At 49.3% G+C, this 21,122-nt stretch carries 18 protein-coding genes; 8 read left to right on the top strand and 10 right to left on the bottom strand.

Translation table 11 applies throughout. The features are described 5' to 3' along the window. Positions 1-31: 31 nt before the first annotated feature. Positions 32-1,015: a diaminopimelate dehydrogenase gene (locus tag FSU_RS01880; protein ID WP_012819847.1), complete on the bottom strand. Its 984-nt coding sequence runs from the start codon at positions 1,013-1,015 to the stop codon at positions 32-34. A 259-nt stretch (positions 1,016-1,274) separates the two neighbouring features. On the opposite strand from FSU_RS01880, the gene FSU_RS01885 reads away from it, so the two are divergent. The 5 genes from FSU_RS01885 to FSU_RS16245 all read left to right on the top strand — a co-directional run bounded on the left by FSU_RS01885 (position 1,275) and on the right by FSU_RS16245 (position 6,914). Further along, positions 1,275-2,063, top strand: coding sequence for an outer membrane lipoprotein-sorting protein (locus FSU_RS01885; protein WP_012819848.1), 789 nt, complete (start codon positions 1,275-1,277; stop codon positions 2,061-2,063). Between the two features lie 20 nt (positions 2,064-2,083). Continuing rightward, a complete protein-coding gene (locus FSU_RS01890; RefSeq protein WP_012819849.1) occupies positions 2,084-4,483 on the top strand; it encodes an efflux RND transporter permease subunit in 2,400 nt (799 codons plus the stop codon). Continuing rightward, on the top strand, positions 4,480-5,883 hold the full coding sequence (locus FSU_RS01895) for a DUF1302 family protein (protein ID WP_012819850.1): 1,404 nt from the start codon (positions 4,480-4,482) through the stop codon (positions 5,881-5,883). The genes FSU_RS01890 and FSU_RS01895 overlap by 4 nt, the downstream gene beginning before the upstream one ends. An 82-nt stretch (positions 5,884-5,965) precedes the next feature. Beyond that, the gene (locus FSU_RS01900) at positions 5,966-6,796 is read left to right on the top strand and encodes a hypothetical protein (protein WP_157747916.1); all 831 of its coding nucleotides are present in this window, start codon (positions 5,966-5,968) and stop codon (positions 6,794-6,796) included. Next, the gene (locus FSU_RS16245; RefSeq protein ID WP_157747917.1) at positions 6,771-6,914 is read left to right on the top strand and encodes a hypothetical protein; all 144 of its coding nucleotides are present in this window, start codon (positions 6,771-6,773) and stop codon (positions 6,912-6,914) included. The genes FSU_RS01900 and FSU_RS16245 overlap by 26 nt, the downstream gene beginning before the upstream one ends. A 3-nt stretch (positions 6,915-6,917) precedes the next feature. Here the strand turns inward: FSU_RS16245 and FSU_RS01905 are convergent, their stop codons facing one another. The 5 genes from FSU_RS01905 to FSU_RS01925 are packed head-to-tail and all read right to left on the bottom strand — an operon-like array spanning position 6,918 to position 13,987. After that, on the bottom strand, positions 6,918-7,352 hold the full coding sequence (locus FSU_RS01905) for a dUTP diphosphatase (protein ID WP_012819852.1): 435 nt from the start codon (positions 7,350-7,352) through the stop codon (positions 6,918-6,920). A 15-nt stretch (positions 7,353-7,367) separates the two neighbouring features. Next, positions 7,368-8,240 carry a hypothetical protein gene (locus FSU_RS01910; RefSeq protein ID WP_012819853.1) on the bottom strand — a complete coding sequence of 291 codons (873 nt, stop codon included), beginning with the start codon at positions 8,238-8,240 and terminating at the stop codon, positions 7,368-7,370. A gap of 4 nt (positions 8,241-8,244) precedes the next feature. Continuing rightward, positions 8,245-12,357, bottom strand: a complete 4,113-nt coding sequence (locus FSU_RS01915) for a C25 family cysteine peptidase (RefSeq protein WP_014545220.1) — start codon at positions 12,355-12,357, stop codon at positions 8,245-8,247. Positions 12,358-12,397: 40 nt separating this feature from the next. Beyond that, a complete protein-coding gene (locus FSU_RS01920; RefSeq protein ID WP_012819855.1) occupies positions 12,398-13,279 on the bottom strand; it encodes a hypothetical protein in 882 nt (293 codons plus the stop codon). Positions 13,280-13,306: 27 nt separating this feature from the next. After that, a complete protein-coding gene (locus FSU_RS01925; protein WP_155808655.1) occupies positions 13,307-13,987 on the bottom strand; it encodes a hypothetical protein in 681 nt (226 codons plus the stop codon). 33 nt (positions 13,988-14,020) lie between these two features. On the opposite strand from FSU_RS01925, the gene FSU_RS01930 reads away from it, so the two are divergent. Beyond that, entirely contained in the window at positions 14,021-14,512 is a 492-nt protein-coding gene (locus FSU_RS01930; protein WP_012819857.1) for a peptide chain release factor family protein, read from the top strand. 115 nt (positions 14,513-14,627) lie between these two features. Beyond that, positions 14,628-15,869 (top strand): lamin tail domain-containing protein, encoded by a 1,242-nt coding sequence (locus FSU_RS01935; RefSeq protein ID WP_012819858.1) that lies wholly within the window; start codon positions 14,628-14,630, stop codon positions 15,867-15,869. Positions 15,870-16,032: 163 nt separating this feature from the next. On the opposite strand, the gene FSU_RS01940 is transcribed toward FSU_RS01935, so the two are convergent. Beyond that, positions 16,033-16,569, bottom strand: a complete 537-nt coding sequence (locus tag FSU_RS01940; protein ID WP_012819859.1) for a hypothetical protein — start codon at positions 16,567-16,569, stop codon at positions 16,033-16,035. Positions 16,570-16,629: 60 nt separating this feature from the next. After that, positions 16,630-17,043: a Holliday junction resolvase RuvX gene (gene ruvX, locus FSU_RS01945; protein WP_041917813.1), complete on the bottom strand. Its 414-nt coding sequence runs from the start codon at positions 17,041-17,043 to the stop codon at positions 16,630-16,632. A gap of 91 nt (positions 17,044-17,134) precedes the next feature. Here ruvX and typA point away from each other — a divergent pair, with 91 nt between their 5' ends. Then, positions 17,135-18,970, top strand: a complete 1,836-nt coding sequence (gene typA / locus FSU_RS01950) for a translational GTPase TypA (RefSeq protein WP_012819861.1) — start codon at positions 17,135-17,137, stop codon at positions 18,968-18,970. A 60-nt stretch (positions 18,971-19,030) separates the two neighbouring features. Here typA and FSU_RS01955 read toward each other — a convergent pair whose 3' ends face one another. Further along, complete coding sequence (locus FSU_RS01955; protein WP_012819862.1) at positions 19,031-19,783, bottom strand: hydroxymethylpyrimidine/phosphomethylpyrimidine kinase; 753 nt, start codon at positions 19,781-19,783, stop codon at positions 19,031-19,033. 1 nt (position 19,784) lies between these two features. After that, positions 19,785-21,071 carry an MgtC/SapB family protein gene (locus tag FSU_RS01960; RefSeq protein WP_012819863.1) on the bottom strand — a complete coding sequence of 429 codons (1,287 nt, stop codon included), beginning with the start codon at positions 21,069-21,071 and terminating at the stop codon, positions 19,785-19,787. Between the last annotated feature and the right edge of the window lie 51 nt (positions 21,072-21,122).

Consider the following 21,122-nt stretch of genomic DNA (forward strand, 5'->3'; position numbering starts at 1 on the left):
GAAAAAACTTTACTCCGTAAGCCGTAGGCGACTACAAGCAGTGAGCGCGGAGGTCTTCGTCGCTAAGCGTGCTGAGGTATGCAGGCGGAACGTCGAGAACAGTCTTGCAACCAGTCTGGCCGTTAGCCTTCATGCGGAGAGCAGCGCGAGCGTAAGCCACGAGAACGCTCGTCGTGAATTCCGGGTTGGAATCAAGCTTGAGGCTGTATTCGATCACGTGCGTGTGTTCCTTGTTCATGCCGGTCTTGCCAGTACGGATCACGAAACCACCGTGAGCGAGGCCGCTGTGGTTCTTGTTGAATTCTTCTTCGCTGATGAAGTTGACGGTAGTGTCGTATTCATCGAAGTAGTTCGGCATCGTCTTGATGGCGTTTTCGATGTATGCCTTGTCAGCACCTTCTTCAGCAACCACGTAAACGAGACGAGTGTGCTTCTGGCGAGTGGTGAGTTCCGGCATGGAACCGCTACGCACGGCTTCGAGAGCAGATTCCACCGGGCAGGTGTACTGTTTGGCGTTCTTCACACCCTTGATGCGGCGGACTGCGTCGCTGTGGCCCTGAGAAACACCCTTGCCCCAGAACGTGTAGTCCTTGCCTTCCGGAAGGATGGACTGAGCATACACGCGGTTCAAGCTGAACATACCCGGGTCCCAACCGACAGAGATCATAGCAATCTTGTTTGCGCCCTTGGCAGCAGCGTCAACAGCAGCGAAGTGCTGCGGGATCTTGGCGTGCGTGTCGAAGGAGTCGATTACGTTGAACATAGAAGCATACTTCGGGGTGAGCACCGGCAGGTCCGTAGCAGAGCCACCGCAAATGATGAGCACGTCCACCTTGTCCTTCCATGCTTCCATTTCAGAAACGTTCAACACCGGAACGCCAGCCGTCTGGATCTTCACCGTCAGCGGATCGCGACGAGTGAAAACAGCGACGAGTTCCATATCCGGAGCCTGCTTCACAGCGCATTCCACACCGCGACCGAGGTTACCGTAACCGAGAATAGCAATCTTTGCCATAAGATAATCCTTGTTAAAAATTTTTGCGTGGAAAATATAGGAATTAGACGAAAGACGAGAGACGAAAGACGAGAGAATTTCATGTAAAATTAGTAGGTATGAAAAACGTGCTCTAGAACACACAAAACACCCCTATAATACAATTCGGACTATAATTTTACAGAAATTGTTACTAGAACGAGCAAAATGATATATTTTTCTTACAAAGAGTCAAGGCGATTTTCATAAACCGCCTTTAAATTTTTTGAAGGAGAAAAATATGAAAAATCATTTCTTGAGCGCTCTTAGCGCAGGTTTTCTGCTTTTCACAACTTGTTTCGCGCAGTCCGCGAATGAAATCGCCAAAAAAGTCCACGACTTACCTTCCGGGAAAACATCTTCCGGACTTGTTTCTGTAACTTTGATTGATAAAAACGGCAAGACCCGCAACCGCGAATTAGTCTCTTACACCATGAAAGACGGCTCAACCGACAAGACTGTTCTCATGTTCAAAACTCCGCGTGATGTAGCAGGCATCAGCTACCTCACCTACGACTATCCCGACAAAGCCGACGGTTCCACAGTCGATAGCGACAGCTGGATTTATATCCCAGCCATGAAAAAGGTACGCCGCGTTTCTGGCTCCAACAAGGACGACGATTTCCAGGGAACCGACTTCACTTACGACGATCTCGGCACCCGCAGCCTCTCCAAGGACAACTTTGCCCTCCTTGGCGAAGAAAAAGTGAACGGCATCGACTGCTGGATTTTGGAAGCCAAGGCCAAAGACCCGAAGGCTAAAGTCAGCCGCCGAGTCACATGGGTGAACAAGAAGACCTTCGTCGTCCAGAAAGGCGAATACTACGACAAGCAGAACCGCCTGCAAAAAACGCTTACCGCAGACGATATCAAACAGGTGAACGGCTACTGGACCACGCTCAAGCAGACAATGACTAACGTCCAGACAAACCACAAGACCATCTACGAAGTCAAGAACCTCAAATACGATGAAAAGGTCAACGAGAGCTACTTCACTGTAAGCGCTCTTGAACGTGAACAGATTAAGTAGATAGAAAAGGACAGCAAAATATGAAAGTCGAAAAATTCAACAAATTTTTCGGCAAGATCGGACAGGCGCAAATTCGCAACCGCTGGAAGATTCTTGCCGGATTGCTTATTGTCACGGTCATTTGCTGTTTAGGCTTGAGCAATTTTTCGCTAGCGCTTGGCGAAGAAGGCTGGTTCGGCAACTCCGATGAAATAACCATCAACACTAAGAAATATGAAGAAACCTTCGGAAACCTGAACGGGATTGGCGTCCTTGTCGTAAAGCAAGGCGAAGGCGATGTCTTTAGCGAAGACATGCTGAAGGTCATCGAAAAAATCGGCAACCGCATGCGTGATGAAATTCCGTTTGCAGACCGATTGACCTCCATCGTCGAAGTCGATATTCCAGTCGGCAATGACGAAGGATTTTCGATTGTAAAGCCCTATGAAAACGGCATTCCTTCGGATTCCGAAGGGCTTGCCAAAGCGCGTGCTCTCGTGATGCGCGGGAGCGAAAAGACGAACGCACTCATCAATTCGCTTGTCAGCGATGATGGCAAAGAAACGTGGATTTCCCTTTCACTCCATCCATTCACAGGAAAAGAGCTCGAAGAAAAGTACGGTGGGGACAACACCGAAGTTTCAACAGACATCGGCTACAAGCTGATGAACATCATCGAAAGCGAAGAATTCCAGAACAAAGGATTCAAGCTTTACGGTGGTGGTATGCCATACGACAGCGCCAACGAAGACCGTTACGAAGTTCCCGAATACGGTGTAAGAGTCCTCTGCAGCATTGTCGTGATGCTCTTGTTCTTGGCAATTTGCCTGCGCAACGTCTTTGGCGTGATTGTTCCAGCAGTGGCAACAATCAGCGCTATCGCCACAGTTTTTGGAGCGATGTCGTTTTTTGGAGAAAAAGCAGACTCCGCTCTTGTGACTTTACCGGTTGTCCTTGGCATGGCACTTGCCGTCGGCTATTCCGTACACTACATCAAGATGTTCAAGTTGCATTTTAGACGCACGGGCAAGCGCAAGGAATCTGCCATCAAGTGCGTCGAGGAATGTGGATGGCCAGTACTGTTCACGGTTCTTACGACCATGGCATCATTTATCAGCTTCCTGTTCGTGAACATGAAGCCCCTAGAATGGATGGGTAAGACATCCGCGTTTATCGTGCTCGCGATTTACATCTACGTTACCGTGCTCATCCCGATTCTGCTCTCGTTCGGCAAGGACCGCGCGCCCAGAGCTACTCAAGTGAACGGAGCTACAAAACTGGATCTCTCTTTTTCGAGATGGTCTAAGTTTGTCCACGACAGAAAGAAATCGTTCATTGTCATTAGCGCATTGGTTATCGCCGCATTCATTCCAGGGATGTTCAAAATCACGGCACAGCTCGATTACCTGACCATCACGGGCGACAAAATGCCATACATTCAAGAAGTCAAAAAAATGTTGGCACAAAAACTCGGCAATCAGTACAGCTACACAGTCATGATTTCTTATGATGAAGAAGGTGCATTCAAGAAGCCCGAAAACATGAAAGCGCTCGTGCAGCTCGAAGATTATCTCGGCACGCTCTCGCTCACCAAATGGTCGGGCGGAAAGGCCCGCATTACCTCGGCGACAAGCATCCTGAAAGAAATGAACCGCGCCCTCAACGAGGGCAAGGATTCAATGTACACCGTCCCTGAAGACGAATACGTACTTGCACAGCTGATGGAACTTTCTTCTATCGAAATGCACAACGACTTCAGCGATGTCATGGATGACGATTTTAAGACAACCGTTGTCAGCGTGGACATGACGCAGTTCGCCACAGAAGAAGCGCTTGCCAACATGGACGCTTTGAAGGCAAAACTTGCCGAACTTTTCCCAGGCGCCAAATGCACCTTGCTTGGCGACATGATCCGCTATTCCGAAATGAGCAACCGCATTATCTTTGGTGGCCTGAAATCCTTTGGTTTCTCACTTGTCATCATCGCCATCATGCTCGTTTTCGCATTCTCTAGCCTTAAGCTCGGCCTTATCGGCATGATTCCGAACGTGGCTCCGGTCATTCTCGTGGGTGGAGTCATGGGGTATTTCAATTATGCCCTTGACTTCAGCACCATTACCGTGATGCCCATGATTTTGGGTATTGCCGTTGACGACACCATCCATTTGACGACACACCTGAAAATGAAACATGAACAAATGGGTTCTAGCGAAAAGGCCATGGAAGCGACCTTCCGCGAAATTGGAGCCACCATGTTCCTGACAACCATTATTCTGTGTTCCATGTTCAGCGTTTATCTGTTCAGCCCCATGCACTTCTTGGAAGTTCTCGGAGTCCTCATTATCGTCGGCCTTTCAAGTGCATTGATTGCCGACTACACGATTACCCCCGCCCTTTTACATGTGGCAAAACCCTTTGGCAAAGAAAAGGAGGAAGTATGAATAAGCATTCTTTTTTAACGGCGATCACCCCCGCTATTGCATTAGCGGCAATCACCCTCTTTTCCGCACCTACGCTTTATGCGCAAGAAACCACATTTAACGGAAGCCTTACGACCAAAGCAGGCGTAAGCCTTGCCAATTCACACGATCTGAAACACGATTTTGTGCTAGGCCAGACGATTTTCGACGGTACCATCAAAACGTTCTTTGACGAAGGCATGGTTTACGTGAACGGTCAATTGGTCCACGATGCCATCGGTACCCAAGCTTCAAACGGCATGTCCGGATTCGTCGCCGATGACGGTTCCTTCGCCTTGAAGCTGAGAGAAGCCTACATCGACTGGAAAACCGGAATATTTGCGCTCCGTATCGGTCGCCAGATTGTCTCGTGGGGTAAAGCCGACGACATCCAGATTACAGATGTCGTGAGTCCCTTTGATGAATCAAGCGTCGTCGCAAATGACTACAACGAATCCAAGCTCGGAGTCGATGCTGTCCGCCTGTCTGTTTTGACAGACAAAGCACAAGTTGATGCGTATTACATTCCGTTCTTTACACCGAGTATTCTCCCGATAGCATCGAAGAACCCTCTCCGCTCGCGCGTATTCCCGAGTAACGTAGATGGACTTGATGTTTACAGTCCGTATTACTACGACAATTTTGATTTACCCAAGAAGCGTCTTTCCAACAGCGAATACGCGCTCCGCGCAAGCCTCTACACTTCTGTGATGGACTTGTCGCTGTACGGATTCTACGGTTGGGACGACACGCCGTTCTTCAAATACAGCCCTCTGATGTACGAAGATGCCAATGACGATCCAAACCTTGAAGGATTCACCGTTTCAGGGAAATACAGACGTATGGCTATGGTCGGTGCCGATGCGGCAATCCCCGTTGGTGACTTCGTATTCCGTCTGGAAACAGCTTACTTCCCTAAGCGCCATATCCAGACATCTGCCGATTACCAGATTGAAAAAAGCCTCAATGAAGAACATAGCTACACAAGCAGGCGCAGGGACCAGCTCTTAAGCCTTGTCGGTGTCGACTGGACTTACTCCTTCCCGATTATTGGTAGTTTGACCATTACGGCACAGTATATTTCGGACTACGTTTTCAACTACAAGAACTATTTGGACCGCAAGCGATACGAACATCAGGTAACACTCAGCGTCGAAAAGTCGTTCTTGAACGAAACGCTTACCGTTTCTGGCTCTGGAGCACTTGAATTTTGCGCTTGCTCTGCAGCAGGCGAAGTTGAAGTCGATTACCAGCTCAATGACGCCATTACACTCAGTATGATTGGCGACATTTATATTAAAGGAACCCAAGGCAGGGATGGCACGTACGGTCTATACCGAGACTTCAGCAGCTTGACTCTCAAGGGCAAAGTTTCGTTTTAACTAATTTATTATTACCCCCGCAAGGGGGGACTATTTGGATTAAAGAATGTTTTGTATGAATAAGTTTATTTCAATCTTATTAATGACCGTTTGCAGTACTGCACTTTTTGCCGAAGAAACATCGTCAAAAGAGAAATCGCCATTAAATTATTCATTGTTGACATCGCTAGGATATTATCCAGAGACAACCCCCAAAACGGGTTCATCGCACTTCTCAGGAATCAGCGGTATTTACGACGGCATTGAATTCGTTACTGAATTTGATGCCACCTACACCATGCCGTTTTTAAATGGTTCCGATGAACTTACCGCAGACAACCATTTAACATTTAACCTCGGGGTAGAACTCTCCCCTGTCACCGTTGCACCTTTAGCGTCTGTAACATTCTCACCGATTGCATTCCTCGAATTCGCTATCGGCGGAATCATAGGCACAGGTTGGGGACTCACCGATGACATACAAGGTCTCGCCAAGCTTAACGAATCCAAGCCCAAATACGAGGACTTGACTCCATTTGCCCACTGGTATTTTTATACCTGGGCAAGCGGTTGCTTTATGTTCGACTTGGCTGCTGTTTGGGAAGGCGATTGGCACCACGTCGTCGCAACAGCCTCATACAAAGTCGGTTACCAAAAAATGACGGGAACAAAATCATCCGTCTGGACATGGAGAAACACCTACGGCCAGGCTAGCGGATGGGTGTACGAACAGGAATATTTCCTGGGCTACCAGATGCCGCTCAAGGTCTCAACGGTTGGTGTCGGTACAACAACTTTGGGGAAATTACCAAGCAAGCGATTACGGCAACTTCTCGCGCAATTACGAAGGCGACTTTATGACCATAGACATTTGGCCCATGGTAGAAGTAAAGCTCAGCGAAAAAGACATGTTATATGCGCTAGCCGACTTTAGAGGCCGTCGCAGTTTCCTTGAAAAATACAAAGACGATGCGCACGAACCCTTCATGACCAAGACAGGTCGAGAATGGTACTTCTACGCCCTTGGCTTCCAGTGGAAGCACACGTTCTAAAAACTAAATTCCAGTAGAGCCAAAGCCACCGCGGTCGGCGCCATCAAGCGCGCCTTCCACGAACGTGAGCGTTGGCTGTATTTCCATAATGCGGAACTGCGCTATGCGGCTCCCTTTTTCAATGATGACATCACGGGTCGCATACACGGGCATTTTCCACCAGTCATTTGCGCCGCAGTAGCTAGAATCGACAACGCCCACAGAATTCGCCTGCAAAATGCCGTAGTTCTTGAACGTAGAACTGCGAGGAGCGATATGAGCCTCGTAGCCTTCGGGCAATTTCATCGCAACCCCCAAGTGAATCAGGCGAAACTCCCCCGCCTTGAGCGTTACGGTCTCTGCCGCCGCCAAGTCAATCCAGTCAGACTTGCCGCCGACATAGGTAAGTTTCGGAATTGATTCGTCGAGATACTGAATTTTAATTGTCTGTGACGCCATATCGCAATTATCAAATTACTTCTTTTTCTTGGCAGGCTTTTTCTTTTTATCGCCCATCTTGACGCGGCGAGAACCCGAACGGATACGGTCCCACGGTGCAAAAGAGAGCGTACTGAAAGTAAAGCCAAAGAACCATACGTTAAAAGCCACCCAAAGAAAGGCAGCGCAGCCGATTCTCTTTGCATCCACGACAACGCTCATGTCGACCACAAGAGCAGAAATGGCAAGCAGCGAAGAAATGAGGACTGGAACCAACAGTTTTTTGCCCGCCTTAACAAGAGCGCCCGCCTTCGGAGAGCCATCTCCAAGTTCCTTGCCAGCGACTAGCGCACAAGCCATTACTCCAGAAAACGCAATAGCGCTAAGGACAGCCCACATCAGCCAAGCCTTGCCAATCATCATAGGGAACCAGCTTACAAAGCCCGTGAGCAACAGCCACGAAAGGACAAACGGGAACAAAGCACAGGCGACGCTCCACTTTACAAAGGCGACGAACAAGAGTGCAAGCCCTGCAATCACGGCAAAGAACATGAGAAGCATGTCTTCGTCTCCGCCCAAGGCATAAAGAGCGCCCAAAAAGGCAACCAATGCAATCAGGCCGGCAAAGCCACCACGCACTCCGCCAAAGACAAAGTAGAGGACGAGCATTGAGAGACCGGCAACAAAGAGGTACTGCGTTGAATGCCAAGCCGAAACGACATTCGTGAACTTTGCAATCCACATGCCAAGCGCTTCAGATGCACCCAACGGAAGTGATGCCATCTGCTGCCACCCAGTCACAAGGAAAGCGGCAGCAAAACCAATCATCAGCAGTACAAAAATCAAGCGAAAGCGGAGGGAAAGCTCCAAAAGCTTTTGCACTTTGCCCGGTTTTTCACGTAATTCCATTATTTTACCTCGATATCAATAGCTTTTGTTTTTTGGTCCAAGTTTGAGTTTTGCTCTTCATTTTTGTGTCCGATGAGCTGTTCACTATTCTAGTCTTGCTACGGACAACATAGTGATACAAACCATTTGCGAGCAGACGTCCATAATTGTCACGTCCATCCCATTGCGTTACACCGGATTTGGCATTCTTGATAACCTTGACAAGTCTGCCATGCTGGTTGTAAATAAAGATATTCACATCCGATTCAACACCGACTGCAAGATTCTTGAAGTAGAACGTGGTACCCTTCTTGCCCATCGGATTCGGAACGTTAAACACGTCGGCAAGCCCGGCCTGCATCGCTTCCGTAATTTCGATATTCAAAATCTTTATTGACACATTGCCAAGGACATCCATCGCACGAACCTTGAACGTGTAATTGCCAGGCGGATAAGTTTCCGTCGTAAAGGACTTACGTACAACAGCTCGCTTGGAGGATTGTTCCAGGAATAGCGTCGGGTGATACGAATTTTCAAGGCCGAACATTTCAAACGTGATTCCTTCATCAGCCTGTTCGCGATAATCCAAAGCCGTTTCGTCTTCAACGACTACCTGCAAGCATGCCGGAGTCAAAAGCTTGACAAACTGGTTATCGGCAAAAGAAGTTGACTCGTTTGCATTGCACAGCTGGATCTTGATTGTCGGCGGAGCCTTGTCATTCAAGGAATCCGCATAATTCGAGATTCCGGTTATCTTGATGTTCTTTTCAAAGTATCGACCAACGGCAACATCATTCGAGGAATAGGCCCAGCCACGCAATTCAGCCAGTGAATCACCGATGTTCAACTTTTTCGGGGTCACAAATTCTGTTTCAAAACGTCCACCGACAACAGGAACAACTTCGGAATAAATAAGCGGCCCATCGTACTTGACATCGGCATAATTTGACGTTGAAATCATGTCGAGGCGCTTGGTAAAGCGGCCTTCCCTAAGCGTCAAGGCGATATTTCCAGACGACATGCCAGATACCTTTCCAGACAATTTAATCTTTTCCAGAGCCTTGATCGAATCCAACGGAGAATCCATCGAGACCTTCAATTCGGCAAGAGGCATGCGGATGACCGGTTCACCCATATAGACATAGTGTTCCGAGTTGTAGACGTTATTCGTATATGTCGGCACACTCTTTGAATGCAGGAATACGTTATCCTTAGCCTGCATATAGGCAACACCAAGATAGTTGCCATCCTTGAGCAAAGCAGGGCCGATAAAGTTCTTTGCAAAGACTTCATTGGGTTTCGCATATGTTTCACGGGCAGCACCGACAGCGGCAATAGCACCCGCATTAGGCAAAAGCACAAAAGCTTCTGTCATCGATTTTGAACCGCCCTCGTCAAAGCGGCCCACCGTGCATGAGAACGAGTTCAGCACCGTATAGCGTTTTTCATTCGAAAGCTTCGGGAGGTACGAAAGTTTCATCAACCCTTCAGATGCCCAGGCCACCTTGGAACCATGCCCGTAGAAGACAGTCATCAACGCACCCTGGTTCAACATATTCAAAAAGTCATTGGCGGCTTCCTGCTTCTGTTCGGCGGCATCGGCCTCGTAATTCAGGAGATAGACCTTCTTCATGTTCATGCGGAATCCCTGAGATTCTGCAGTCGTATCAATCAAGTTCGCAAGGTTTTCCTGATAAATAGTATGGTCCATCGGGTCTGCCGAACCAGCGTTCCTATCGTCATCGGCAGCAAGCAACAAGGTAGACTTCCATTCACCGTGGTCAAAGCGACCAATATAATCGTAGTCCTTGGCCTTGTCTATGTAATCCTCAAATTCCTGAACAGTTGTCACTGGCAAGCGTCCCAAAGCAAGGTCAACGTCATACGTCTTGCCGCTACGGACAACTTCGCCAGAATCAAGAACCGCAAAGAAGTCTTCCGTTACAGAGGCTTCCTTTTCAAAGGGAGGTATGTAGTTTTCACCAATATTCGCCTTGCCACGGTAATCGTAATTGCCACCGCCGGCAAGCAACACAAAACGCAAATCCGGGCAAACACTGCGAGCATAAGCGATATAGTTTCTAATCGCAATCGGAGAAAGCGCACCACCCGTATAATGCCTATAAATATTTTCAGCAGAGACAACAGCAGTCACAAGCTGGCTTGCAGACTTTTCACTTGAACGGAACACAGCCAAAGACTCAGCCTGTGCAAGGAATACATCAGGCGTTATAATGAGGTACTCCGTCTTCGACGAAATCTGCGAGAGTTTCTGGACGGCATTTTTAGAAGGAGCGGCAACACCCTTCAGGCTCAGCGCTTTACGTCGATTGCCATTGTTGAACAGCAAATAGCGGACGTCCTCATTTGCGCCGATGCTGTCTATAGCCTCGCCATCAGTAATCTTCAAAAGCCCAACAGGAGCGAAGTCCTTAAACTTCATCACGCGAAGATCAGAATCTGTCCCCACCGGAATGCGGATAACGCCAGTTGCAAAGCCAGGCAAGAGCCATTCAGATGAATCAATGGAGACCTTAGCCGGCTCCCACTGGTACGCCACAGAATAACCGTCAAAGCGGTCATGCTGGTACGAATTATCGTAAATCGTCAGTTCAAATTTGTTACCGTCCGATTTCAAGTCACTTGTCGGAATGCCAAAATTACCGCCCGGCAAAATATCACCCGAAGCCCAGTAGAAAGAATCCGATTTCAATTTTGAATACGATATTCCGTTCACCTTCAAGTTAAAGACAATGGGATTTATACGCTTCTCGTACGTGCTATCCGAAAACATCATGCTGGCACTCTGCGAGCGAAGCGGGAAGAACGAGAGAGCGACAAAGCCCTTGCCACCGGAAACAAGTCCAGGCAACCGGGTCGTCGTCTTAAAATCCAGATCAGCGGAGGAAAGGGATAGCGTATCGCCAAATTCGCGCCACTTCCAAAAATATTCCTTACCGGTTGTCTTTTCCCAGTCAACGACTCTGCCGTAATAGCCGTCGCGCAGAAGTTCATCTTTTTCAGCACGAACATACCTAAGCCATTCGATGCTCTTGGCCGTAGACTTCGGCGGTTCAATCGTTTTTAAGCGAAGACCACTCCCCGTTTGCTTATAGCCCAAAATAAAGTGCTGGTAGAAGGAATAGGGCGAATAAGAATGGAAATATCCCATGTTCGTTTTAGGAACATCCGGCACCTGAGTCGGTTCCGAATCCGTGCGTTTCCAGAACGCATTGCCGTAGCCGACAAAAAACAGAGAGTCGCCATCGTCAAAAATGCCATTGGAATTGCGGTCGTCAACTTTGATAGGCAGTTCAAAAAGCTGGTTCGGATTACGCAATTTTTCCCCCGGTCCCATATCAGGGAGTGTATCCGGCGATGCACCATAAACGCAAACCTTTTCAACAGGAACGCCATGCAAAAGTGTATCTTCGCGACCCACCTTGCGGAGCGCCGTGCGAAGCATCTCGTAGCTGACCGCATACATGCCATCTTCGCTAAAAGTCGCGATGTTCTCGTCACCCACAACCAGTTCGACAAGTTGAGCGACATCATCAATTTCGGCACTGGCCGAGCGACGCAAAGACTTACGTGATGCAGCAGAACCAAACTTAGCTGCCGACTTGGCATTCACCACCTGCATAAGCGCACGGGCGCCCGGATTCCTGCCACCCGACGTTGCAGCACCAAAATCAACACTCAAGCGGAAGTTCTTGCGAAGTGCAATAGAACCGCCTTCCTTGACGTAAAGCGGGACAAACACATCGACCATCCACAAGTTGTCCTTGAAAAACGGACTAGAGACATCGATAGACTGAATCTTTGCCGGAATTGATTTACAGGGAGACGCTCCAAGCGAAACAAGCTTGCTATTCGTCACCGAGACCGATGGTTTTACGTTAGACGGAAGCGCCAAACGGTAATGGCGAACAGGAACGTCGCCTTCATCCACATAAAAAGCGTTTTCGGGAGCAAAGCGCATCCCCAAGCCGTCTTCACAGGATCTCGTCGACGAATCCAGGACCTCGTCATCTAAGACAAATCGCTTATTGGAATCCTCTATGACAGAAGATGCCCAGCTAGATACAGTTGCACAGGCAACTAGAAGAATTTGAAATTTTTTGATGATAGAATTCACGAACTTTAAAATAGAAAACTATCAACCTTTAGATGTATAGCTAGGGCCTTGTAATGACCATTTCAAGGAATCCGTTGCCCGTTGTACGCATTTCAATCTTTTCGCCTCCCTGCGCCTTGGCTTTAAAGACCGTTATGTATTCTGGAGGGATGCCTTTTGAAAGAATCATCTCGATTTCCTTCGCCGAAATCATGTATTTCGAGGTCCATTTATCCATGTACCAGTGCCATGGCTGCCAGTTGAAAATACCACGGGTGGACTGGACGAAAGCCCGGAGCATCATGGAGTATTCGTACTTCAGGAATCCAAGATAGTCATTCACTTCGGCATGCTTATCGACGAGCGTTTTCGTCGCAAAATCAGGGTCATAGCGAAGCGGAGTCTTGTCGGGGTTATCGTAGGTAAAACGGATTAATTTATCCAGCACAGATATTTTGAGATTTGAACGGTCCAAATGCACAAATTCCTTTTCAGAAACTTGTTTGTAATCCCTAAATACAACATCCGGAGTCAAGACCTTGTTGAGCTTGAGCGGGACAGGTTTCGCATCAAGGGATCCCAGTTCGTAAAAGACGAGGACCTCGCCCGCCCCCTTTGACAGAAGGACCGAAAGCAAAGGTTTTTCGCGTTCGGTAATTGCCCAAATCATCTTCGGCTTGTTCGCAGAATTCAGAATCGGATCCAGCACCTTCATCACAGACGGATCACGTACGCCATTCACATCCCACTCCATCCACGTACCCGTCCCACCAACGGAATCGAGCACGTCAAAAAGTCGGCCACCGACAAAGCCATCCTTTGCTTCGACAGCTCCGTAAATTTTAGTCGAGCCAGCCGGTTTTGCCTTCGAAGAAGCAGGGGCTGCCAACGCCGAAGTTGCAAAAATGGAAAAAAGAGCACAAGCCGCAAGAAACTTACGCATAAATTCTAGACCTTGATATTAAGACTGTTAAAAACCGATCGGTTCCAAAAGCGATTCATCCAGGCGTGAATACTGCAAGTGGTACTTTTTGTCGAGCCAGTAGAGGGCAAGCTTGGCTCCAGTCCAGTTTTTCTTGGCAGCAGTCGCTTCAACACCCTTCGTAATAAGCGGGAGCGTTTCAATCAAGTCGAGTTTCCACTTGGTATCGTCCCAGTTAAAGAGCATAATAGGCACCTTGGGGCTTGATGCAAGACCAACACTTCCACGATCGTTCTTGACTTCGAACGGACCCATTTTCACGTGGTTTGCCAAATCCAGGAATCCACTATCATAAAGGAGCAGGTAAAGCATGCGGTAATCCGGCACTGTCCAGAGGTGTTCGCGCTCGTAGAGCCTGTAAAGCACGATGGCATAAGCTTCGTAAAACTGGCACGTGTCCATGGCGGTAGCATCGTAAGACTTGGCATGGCTTTCAAGTTCATCAAGCCATGCTTCCGAAGGATCCGTCAAGAAATCGAGCAAGATATCGGACGGAGCCCGGTTTTCAACCGATTTTTTGAAAAGGTCGTACATCTCTTCGAGCATAGCGAGCTTTTGGGATTCCTGGGCTTTGACCTTCGCATCACGGACGGCAGCAGTCTCGGCAGGTTCATTGGTAGAACCATTAGAAGACCCGGCACAGCCAGCCATAATTGCAAATACGCTCACCAAAAGCGCTAGAACTATTTTATTTTTCAGAACATGCATCGCGATACCTACCTGAAAATGAATTTGGACGAACTTTTACGCGCCTGTACCCTGAAAGGATACCAAGGCAGCGGTCCCGGCGGTCAACATAGGAACAAGACCAACACCGGCGTTCATCTTTCGTTACAACAATATAATTTAGAAATCAAGTCTTCCGAAAGTAGGAGTGCAAAAGAAAATAAAATTCATGCGCTCCACCACATGCAAATGGCACTTGCGTTGAACGTACGCGAAGAACCGCCCGCCGTCGAGATGAAATTTCCGGGTAGCAACGGGCATATCCAGCCGAGCAACCCGCAGTTTCCGCTGTTCGTCGCCCATGTCTTTGACATCATGGCGACCAAGAATGGCGATACAAAGGCCGCAGCGGCGGCATTTGGCCTTAGCCCGAGCGCACTCGTGAAGATTTTACGGCAAGACAAATCCTGTGCCGCAAAGTTGCAAGGAAACCGAGTCGAGAACGGAAAGAGCAAATTACACCTGTAAGCACAAACGCAATCACAAACGCCACGTTTATAAAATTTTACTAAAAATTTTTAGACCAAACGGCTGAAAAACGCGTGTTAAATAAATAGGACCAACCCAAAAATCAGGAGGTTACATGAGTCCTACAACCAAAAAACACGTCTGCCGTTATGCGGCTACAGCCCTCACCGCCCTTGCGTTCTGGAACTGCTCTAGCGATTCCCGCGCAGAATCCCCCATTGATTCCATTCAGATCGGAGAAAGCGCCAACATCGCGCTCAACCTGGACTACACGGGAACGCCTCTGCTCGACAGCCTCGTGCTGGACTGCTATGGCTCGGACACGCTCCACCTTGTCCATTCCATTGAAAAAAAGTCGTTCAACCTCGACCTTTTCCCTGGTGAAGAATGGATTTTCAATGCCAAGCTCTACGCCAACGGAGCGCTGATGCAGGAAGGCGAAGTCACGACCTCGCTTGAAGCAGGTTCTGCCGTGAGCCTTAAAATTCCGATGCATGCACTTGTCGGATTTGTCTATGTGAAAATTCCTATCGGGTTCGGCAATCCGGCGGGAATCAAGAAAGGCGAAATGAAGCTCACCAGTGGTGACGAAACATTCACCTACCCCATGGAGTTCGATTCGGACAACGTCACGTTCACGAGCGATGACCTTAAGCTTGACCGCGAATACCACATCAGCATTTCCATGCAAGACGAAAGCGAAAAGACAATTTTCAGCATGGAAGACGATTTCACGCTTGACGAAAACACGCCTATTCCAAGCTTTCAGATTGAATCGCTCCGTAGCAAGATTGCACTCGCCATCGACCTTGCAAAAGACGTGAATCTGCAAGTGTCGCTGAGGCTCCCCGCCATGAAGCGCGCCCCCGCAGCAAATGACATCGTAGTCAGCGAATTCTTTGTGCAGCCTAAGGATTCTACACAATTCACGTTCGTGGAATTCTACAACGGCAGCACAGACACTCTCGTTTTGGACAAATGTACGCTCGGAAAGACATCAAACGTAAGCGGTGCGGCTGAAATTTCCACCGTAACGCTCCCGCCAAACGAAGTGCTTGTCGTAGGCACCAGTGAAACCGCTGACATCGCAGGCATTTACAAGTACGCCGAAAGCATGCCGCAATTTGGCAAGACTTCGGGCTCAATTGTTTTGCAGTGCAACGGAAACGTTCTAGATTCGCTCTACTACGGCAAGGCGGATACGCTCCACGTGACACCGCTCCCCATCGGGTCTTCATCGGCTGCAGTTCGCAAGAGTACTCAGCTCAATATCGGGCTGTGGAACAAGCGTAGTGAGCCGGATTCCTGGTGTACGGACACGCCTACGCCAGGCATGATTTCCGCCTGCGGGAATTAAAAGGAACCCATCGGCGTAGTGATGTGAACCCCGATAGTTGAGTCCAACTTTTGGGGTTCAGTTCATAGCTGGTATTTTTCTTTTATACAAAATAAGCCCGCACAATGGCGGGATTGACAAGGTTGTAGACGGCGGGTACATCCTACCGTCTACGGTCTGCTATTTAAGCGTGGATTTGGGAGCTGGCGCGTTCGATGTCGAACAGGCGGCGCAAGTTTTCTGCCTTAGCCGGTTCGCGTTCTTCGGGGAGAGTCAGCGGACCCATGTTGATAGCCACGAGGATAGAACCCGGATAGTTGTTCACGCGCTTGATGAAATCGCTGACGGAAACACCTTCGGTGTAGAAGTCCACGACGAACGTATCCCAGTCGTCTTCTTCGAGCTGCTGCAGAGCTTCTTCTTCGGTCTTCACGGCCTTGAAGTAGGCGCCCACGAGCAAGTCCGAAAGGACTTCGAGGCAGGCTTCACGGCGGACATCATCTTCTTCCCAAATCAGGATGCGACGGTCGCTGTAGTCACGGACTTGCGGGACAAAGTTTTCTTCGGCGTTCAATGCGTCAAGCATCGCACCGTTGGCTTCGTCCATTTCTTCATCATCAAAATTATCGATTTCTTTAGCCATGTTGTAAATATAGTAATTAGACGAAAGACGAGAGACGAAAGACGAAAGATTTTTCACAGAATCCGTGCGAAGCACCATTATACCACTCTCGTCTCTAGCCTGTAGGCTCGTAGAGCCGTTCTTTCGTCTATGCGGGGCTTAGCCACGCTCGTCGAACCAGCGCTGGAGTATTATCGCGGCGGCGGTACGGTCAATTATAGCCTTGTTCTTCTGCTTTTTCTTTTTGCTCATGTACGAGGTGAACTCCTGCGCCTGCACGCTGGAGTACGATTCATCCTGCGTATGGATTTTCATTCCCGGGAATCGCAGTGTCAAATCCTTGATGAAAGCCTCCACCACCACGTTTTTGCCATCCTTGCGGCCATCCGGGTGGTAAGGCATCCCGACGACAAATTCGTCAATCTTGTTGAGGCGCACGAGCTGGTCCAGACGTTCGAACAGGTTCGTCGTCTTCTGGTCAATCGTCTCGCGCGAAAACGCCATCTTGAGCTCGGAATCGCCAAAAGCGACCCCAACGCGATGCTCTCCGTAATCCAAAGCCAAGTAATTCACGCCTCTAAATATAGAATACGAGCACTAAATATTGCAATTTTCCACTCATTTTTCTATCTTTGCGCCGAAAATTAAAGCCAAACGGTAAAATATGGATCAATCAAAAATCAGAAACGTTGCCATCATCGCCCACGTTGACCACGGTAAAACAACCCTGGTGAACCAGCTCCTCAAACAGTGCGGAACCTTCCATGAAGGTGAAGAAATCGTGGACCGAGTGATGGACTCCGACAACCTCGAACGCGAACGCGGCATTACCATCCTCTCCAAGAACACGAGCGTGATGTACAAGGGATACCGCGTGAACATCGTCGATACCCCGGGGCATGCTGACTTCGGTGGCCAGGTGGAACGCGTTTTGGGTACAGTCGATGGCGTTCTTCTGGTCGTTGACGCTTTCGAAGGCCCCATGGCCCAGACCCGCTTCGTGACGAAGAAGGCTTTGGAACTCGGACTTACCCCGATTATCGTCGTGAACAAAATCGACCGCGACGGCTGCAACCCGCTCCTCGCTCTCGACAAGGTCTTTGACTTGTTCTGCGAACTCGATGCTACCGAAGAACAGCTCGATTTCGACAGAGTTTTTGGCAGTGGCCGTAAGGGCATTTGCCGCGCCGAACTTGAAGACCCGGATGGCGACTTCAGCATCTTGATGGACAAGATTATCGAACGTATTCCGGCTCCGAAGGGCGATCCGAATGCAGAACCGCTCCTCCAGATTGCCTCCCTCGAATACTCCAGCTTCTTGGGTCGTTTGGCTGTGGGTCGCGTGCAGCAGGGCGTGTTCAAGCCGAACCAGACCTACGCTCAGGCATTCCCCGACGGAACCGTCAAGAACGTCCGTCCGCAAAAGCTCCTCCGCTACGAAGGCCTTACCCCGAAGCCGATTGAAGAAGCGGGTCCGGGCGAAATCATCCTCATCGCAGGTCTTGACTACTTCGATATCGGTGATACGCTTTCTTCTACGAACAATCCAGTTCACTTGCCGCGTATTCACATTGACCCGCCGACAATTTCTATGCTCTTCACCGTGAACACTTCGCCGCTCGCCGGCAAATACGGTGGAAAGTTCATGACGGGTAACCAGCTCCAGGAACGTTTGGAACGCGCCCACATGGCTGACCCCGCCCTCCTCGTCGAAAAGGCCGAAGGTGCATCTACGTTCAAGGTTTCTGGCCGTGGCATTTTGCACCTCACGATTCTCGTCGAAAACATGCGCCGTGAACTTTATGAATTCACCATCGGTTCTCCGCAGGTCATTTTCCAGAAAGACGAAAGCGGTAAGCTTTTGGAACCAGTCGAAGACTTCAAGGTCGAAGTTCCGAACGAATTCAGCGGCGCCTGCATCCAGGAAATCCAGCAGCGCAAGGGCGAAATGGTCAACATGACCACCGACGAAAACGACCGCGTTTCTCTCGAATTTATCGTTCCCTCCCGTGGCCTTATCGGTATCCGTCCGAAGCTCCTCTCCCTTTCCAAGGGTTACGCTGTGACGCAGTCCTTCTTCAAGGAATACCAGCCGTACAAGGGAGAAATTCCGTCTCGTATCAACGGTGTACTCATCGCCAAGGAACCGGGCGAAGCTGCAAGCTACGCTCTCTCTAACTTGGAAGATCGTGGCTACCTCATCATCGGTCCGGGTGCCGAAGTTTATCCGGGCATGATCGTGGGTGAACACAACCGCGACGTCGATATCACCGTGAACGTCACGAAGGGCAAGCACCTCACCAACATGCGTTCGAAGTCCGCAGACGACATGATCCAGCTCACGCCGTACCGCCGCATGACTTTGGAAGAATGCGTCACCTTCATCAACGAAGACGAATGCATCGAAGTCACTCCGGAAGTGCTCCGCATCCGCAAGACCGAGCTTGACCCGATCAAGCGTAAGCAGATGTCCAAGAAGCCGGCTGAAGACGACGATTAATTCGCGTTTCGCGCAGTTTGCAAAAATCCCGACCATCACGGCCGGGATTTTTTTTACAACTTAAAAGTCTTTAGCCAATCGCCCCTCGCCACTTTGCAATAGCTCGGTGAGGTAATTCTTCGCTATTTGGCAGGATTCCGGGAGCGTATGCCCAAGCGCCAGATTTGCAAGAATTGCCGAGGACAAATGGCACCCAGTACCATGTTTGCCGTTACCCGGGATTCGCGGACTTGTGAACTTGTACTGTTTACCGTCCCTATCCCACAAAGTATCAACGGCTTCGTCATCCGTTGAATGGCCGCCCTTCAAAAGCAGGGCGAAATCCTTCCCGAATTCAAACTTTCCGCGAGAAGCAGCCTGTTCAAATCCCAAGAATCCGAACTCGTCCAGATTTGGAGTGACCAAATCAATCTGCTTCATCACCGGCATAAATTCATCGCGTTCTGCCGAGCGCATAAAGTGGAAACCCGCCGATGCACTTGCAATCGGATCCCAGACAATGTAAGCATCCGGAGACTTTTCACGGACAAATTCAACAATTCGCTGTAAAACTTTAGCCTTTTCAACAAGCCCGATTTTCACGAACTTGAACTGGCGCTTGGCAAACAACGTTTCAAGTTGCGCTTCGATGCGTTCCCAGATTACCCAGCCAGGCGCCACAAATTCATCTTCGTTCTGTTGCGTGAGTGCGGTACATACAGATTCACAGAACACGCCAAAATGCGCCATCGTCTTAACATCCGCTAAAATTCCAGCGCCCGCAGAGCCATCGAAGCCTGCGATAGTCAATGCAAAATTCATTTTTTCAGACATTTTATACCACCGAATAAATTCCAATCATCACTACGGACACGCCGCAGATAAGCCCCACCGCCGGAAGAATCGGGCGACGCATGGACTTTGCCCCAAGGAAATACACCATGCAGCCCTTGGTAAGCGTATTGGCAAGGCTCGCAAAAAGGAGCGCCAAAATCAGGTTGTGGTGTTCAAGAGTCGCCTTTCGGCACATGTCAATGAGCGAGAACGCCACCGCATCCATTTCAGCAGCACCGCCCAAGAAGCTACAAATCATCAACGCGCCCGAGCCAAAGTACGCATGAGCCGCATTCGCGATGAACATGACCACCGTAAAGACCAAGCCAAACTTAATTGCCGGCAACAACTTGAACGGGTTGTTAAAATCAGTTGTTTTCTGACGATGATCCTTGGATTCACGAAGCTTCAAGTACCCCGCATAGCCAAGCCCCGGCACCACAGGCACAAGGAGAGGAGCCAAAAGCGGGAGCGCAAGTGACGGCATCAGGAATATGCAAATGAGGTAGAGTCGCGCATACATCACCGACCAGCTGAGCACAATACCAAGCGTGAAGTCCGCCGCATACTGTTCATTATCAACGCTACGCCCAGCCAAGTTCAGCGTGAGTGCGGTACTGCTCGCAAGCCCGCCCAAAAGTCCCGTGAGCCAAATGCCCTTGCCCGGCCCGACAAGTTTGATGAGCACATAGCCCACAAAGCCAATGCCGCAAATGAACACGACAAAGAGCCAAATCGTATGCGGATTCAAGACCTCAAGCCCCGGCGGGCCAAACGAGCGATTCGGCAAGAAGGGCAAAATCATAAGAGAAATCACCGCAAACTTGACAGTCGCGATAATGTCTTCGGTCGAAATCTTTTTTGCAAAATCGTGAAGCTGACGCTTGACCGCCAACAGCCACAAAAGCACAATCATGAGGATACACGCTTCCAAAAGCCGGTTGTACCAGCAAAGCGCCCCCAAGAAATAAATCATGATAAGTGCAGCACTCGTCGTGACGCCCGCAGGCCCTCCATTATTCTGGTTCGAAAGGCCGTACGCAATATGGCTTGCCACAAGCAAAAGCCCGACAATCACAAGGCCAACGACAAAGGGAACAATTGAACCCATCAGGTCGCCCAAATAGCAAGACAAGGCGCCACAAAGGCTCACAATCGAAAACGAGCACAGCCCAGCGGGGTGCCTTGAATTATTGCGGGAATACGAGTTTTCACGCTGCATACCGATAATAAAACCGATACCCAGCGCAGCCGCAAGCTTATAAAAGATATTGAACTCAATCATCATTCAAAATCTAATCAAAAAAATGTGCGAAAGAAAAGTTTTATAGAACTTAGT

This window comes from Fibrobacter succinogenes subsp. succinogenes S85, assembly GCF_000146505.1.
GTDB classification, from domain to species: domain Bacteria; phylum Fibrobacterota; class Fibrobacteria; order Fibrobacterales; family Fibrobacteraceae; genus Fibrobacter; species Fibrobacter succinogenes.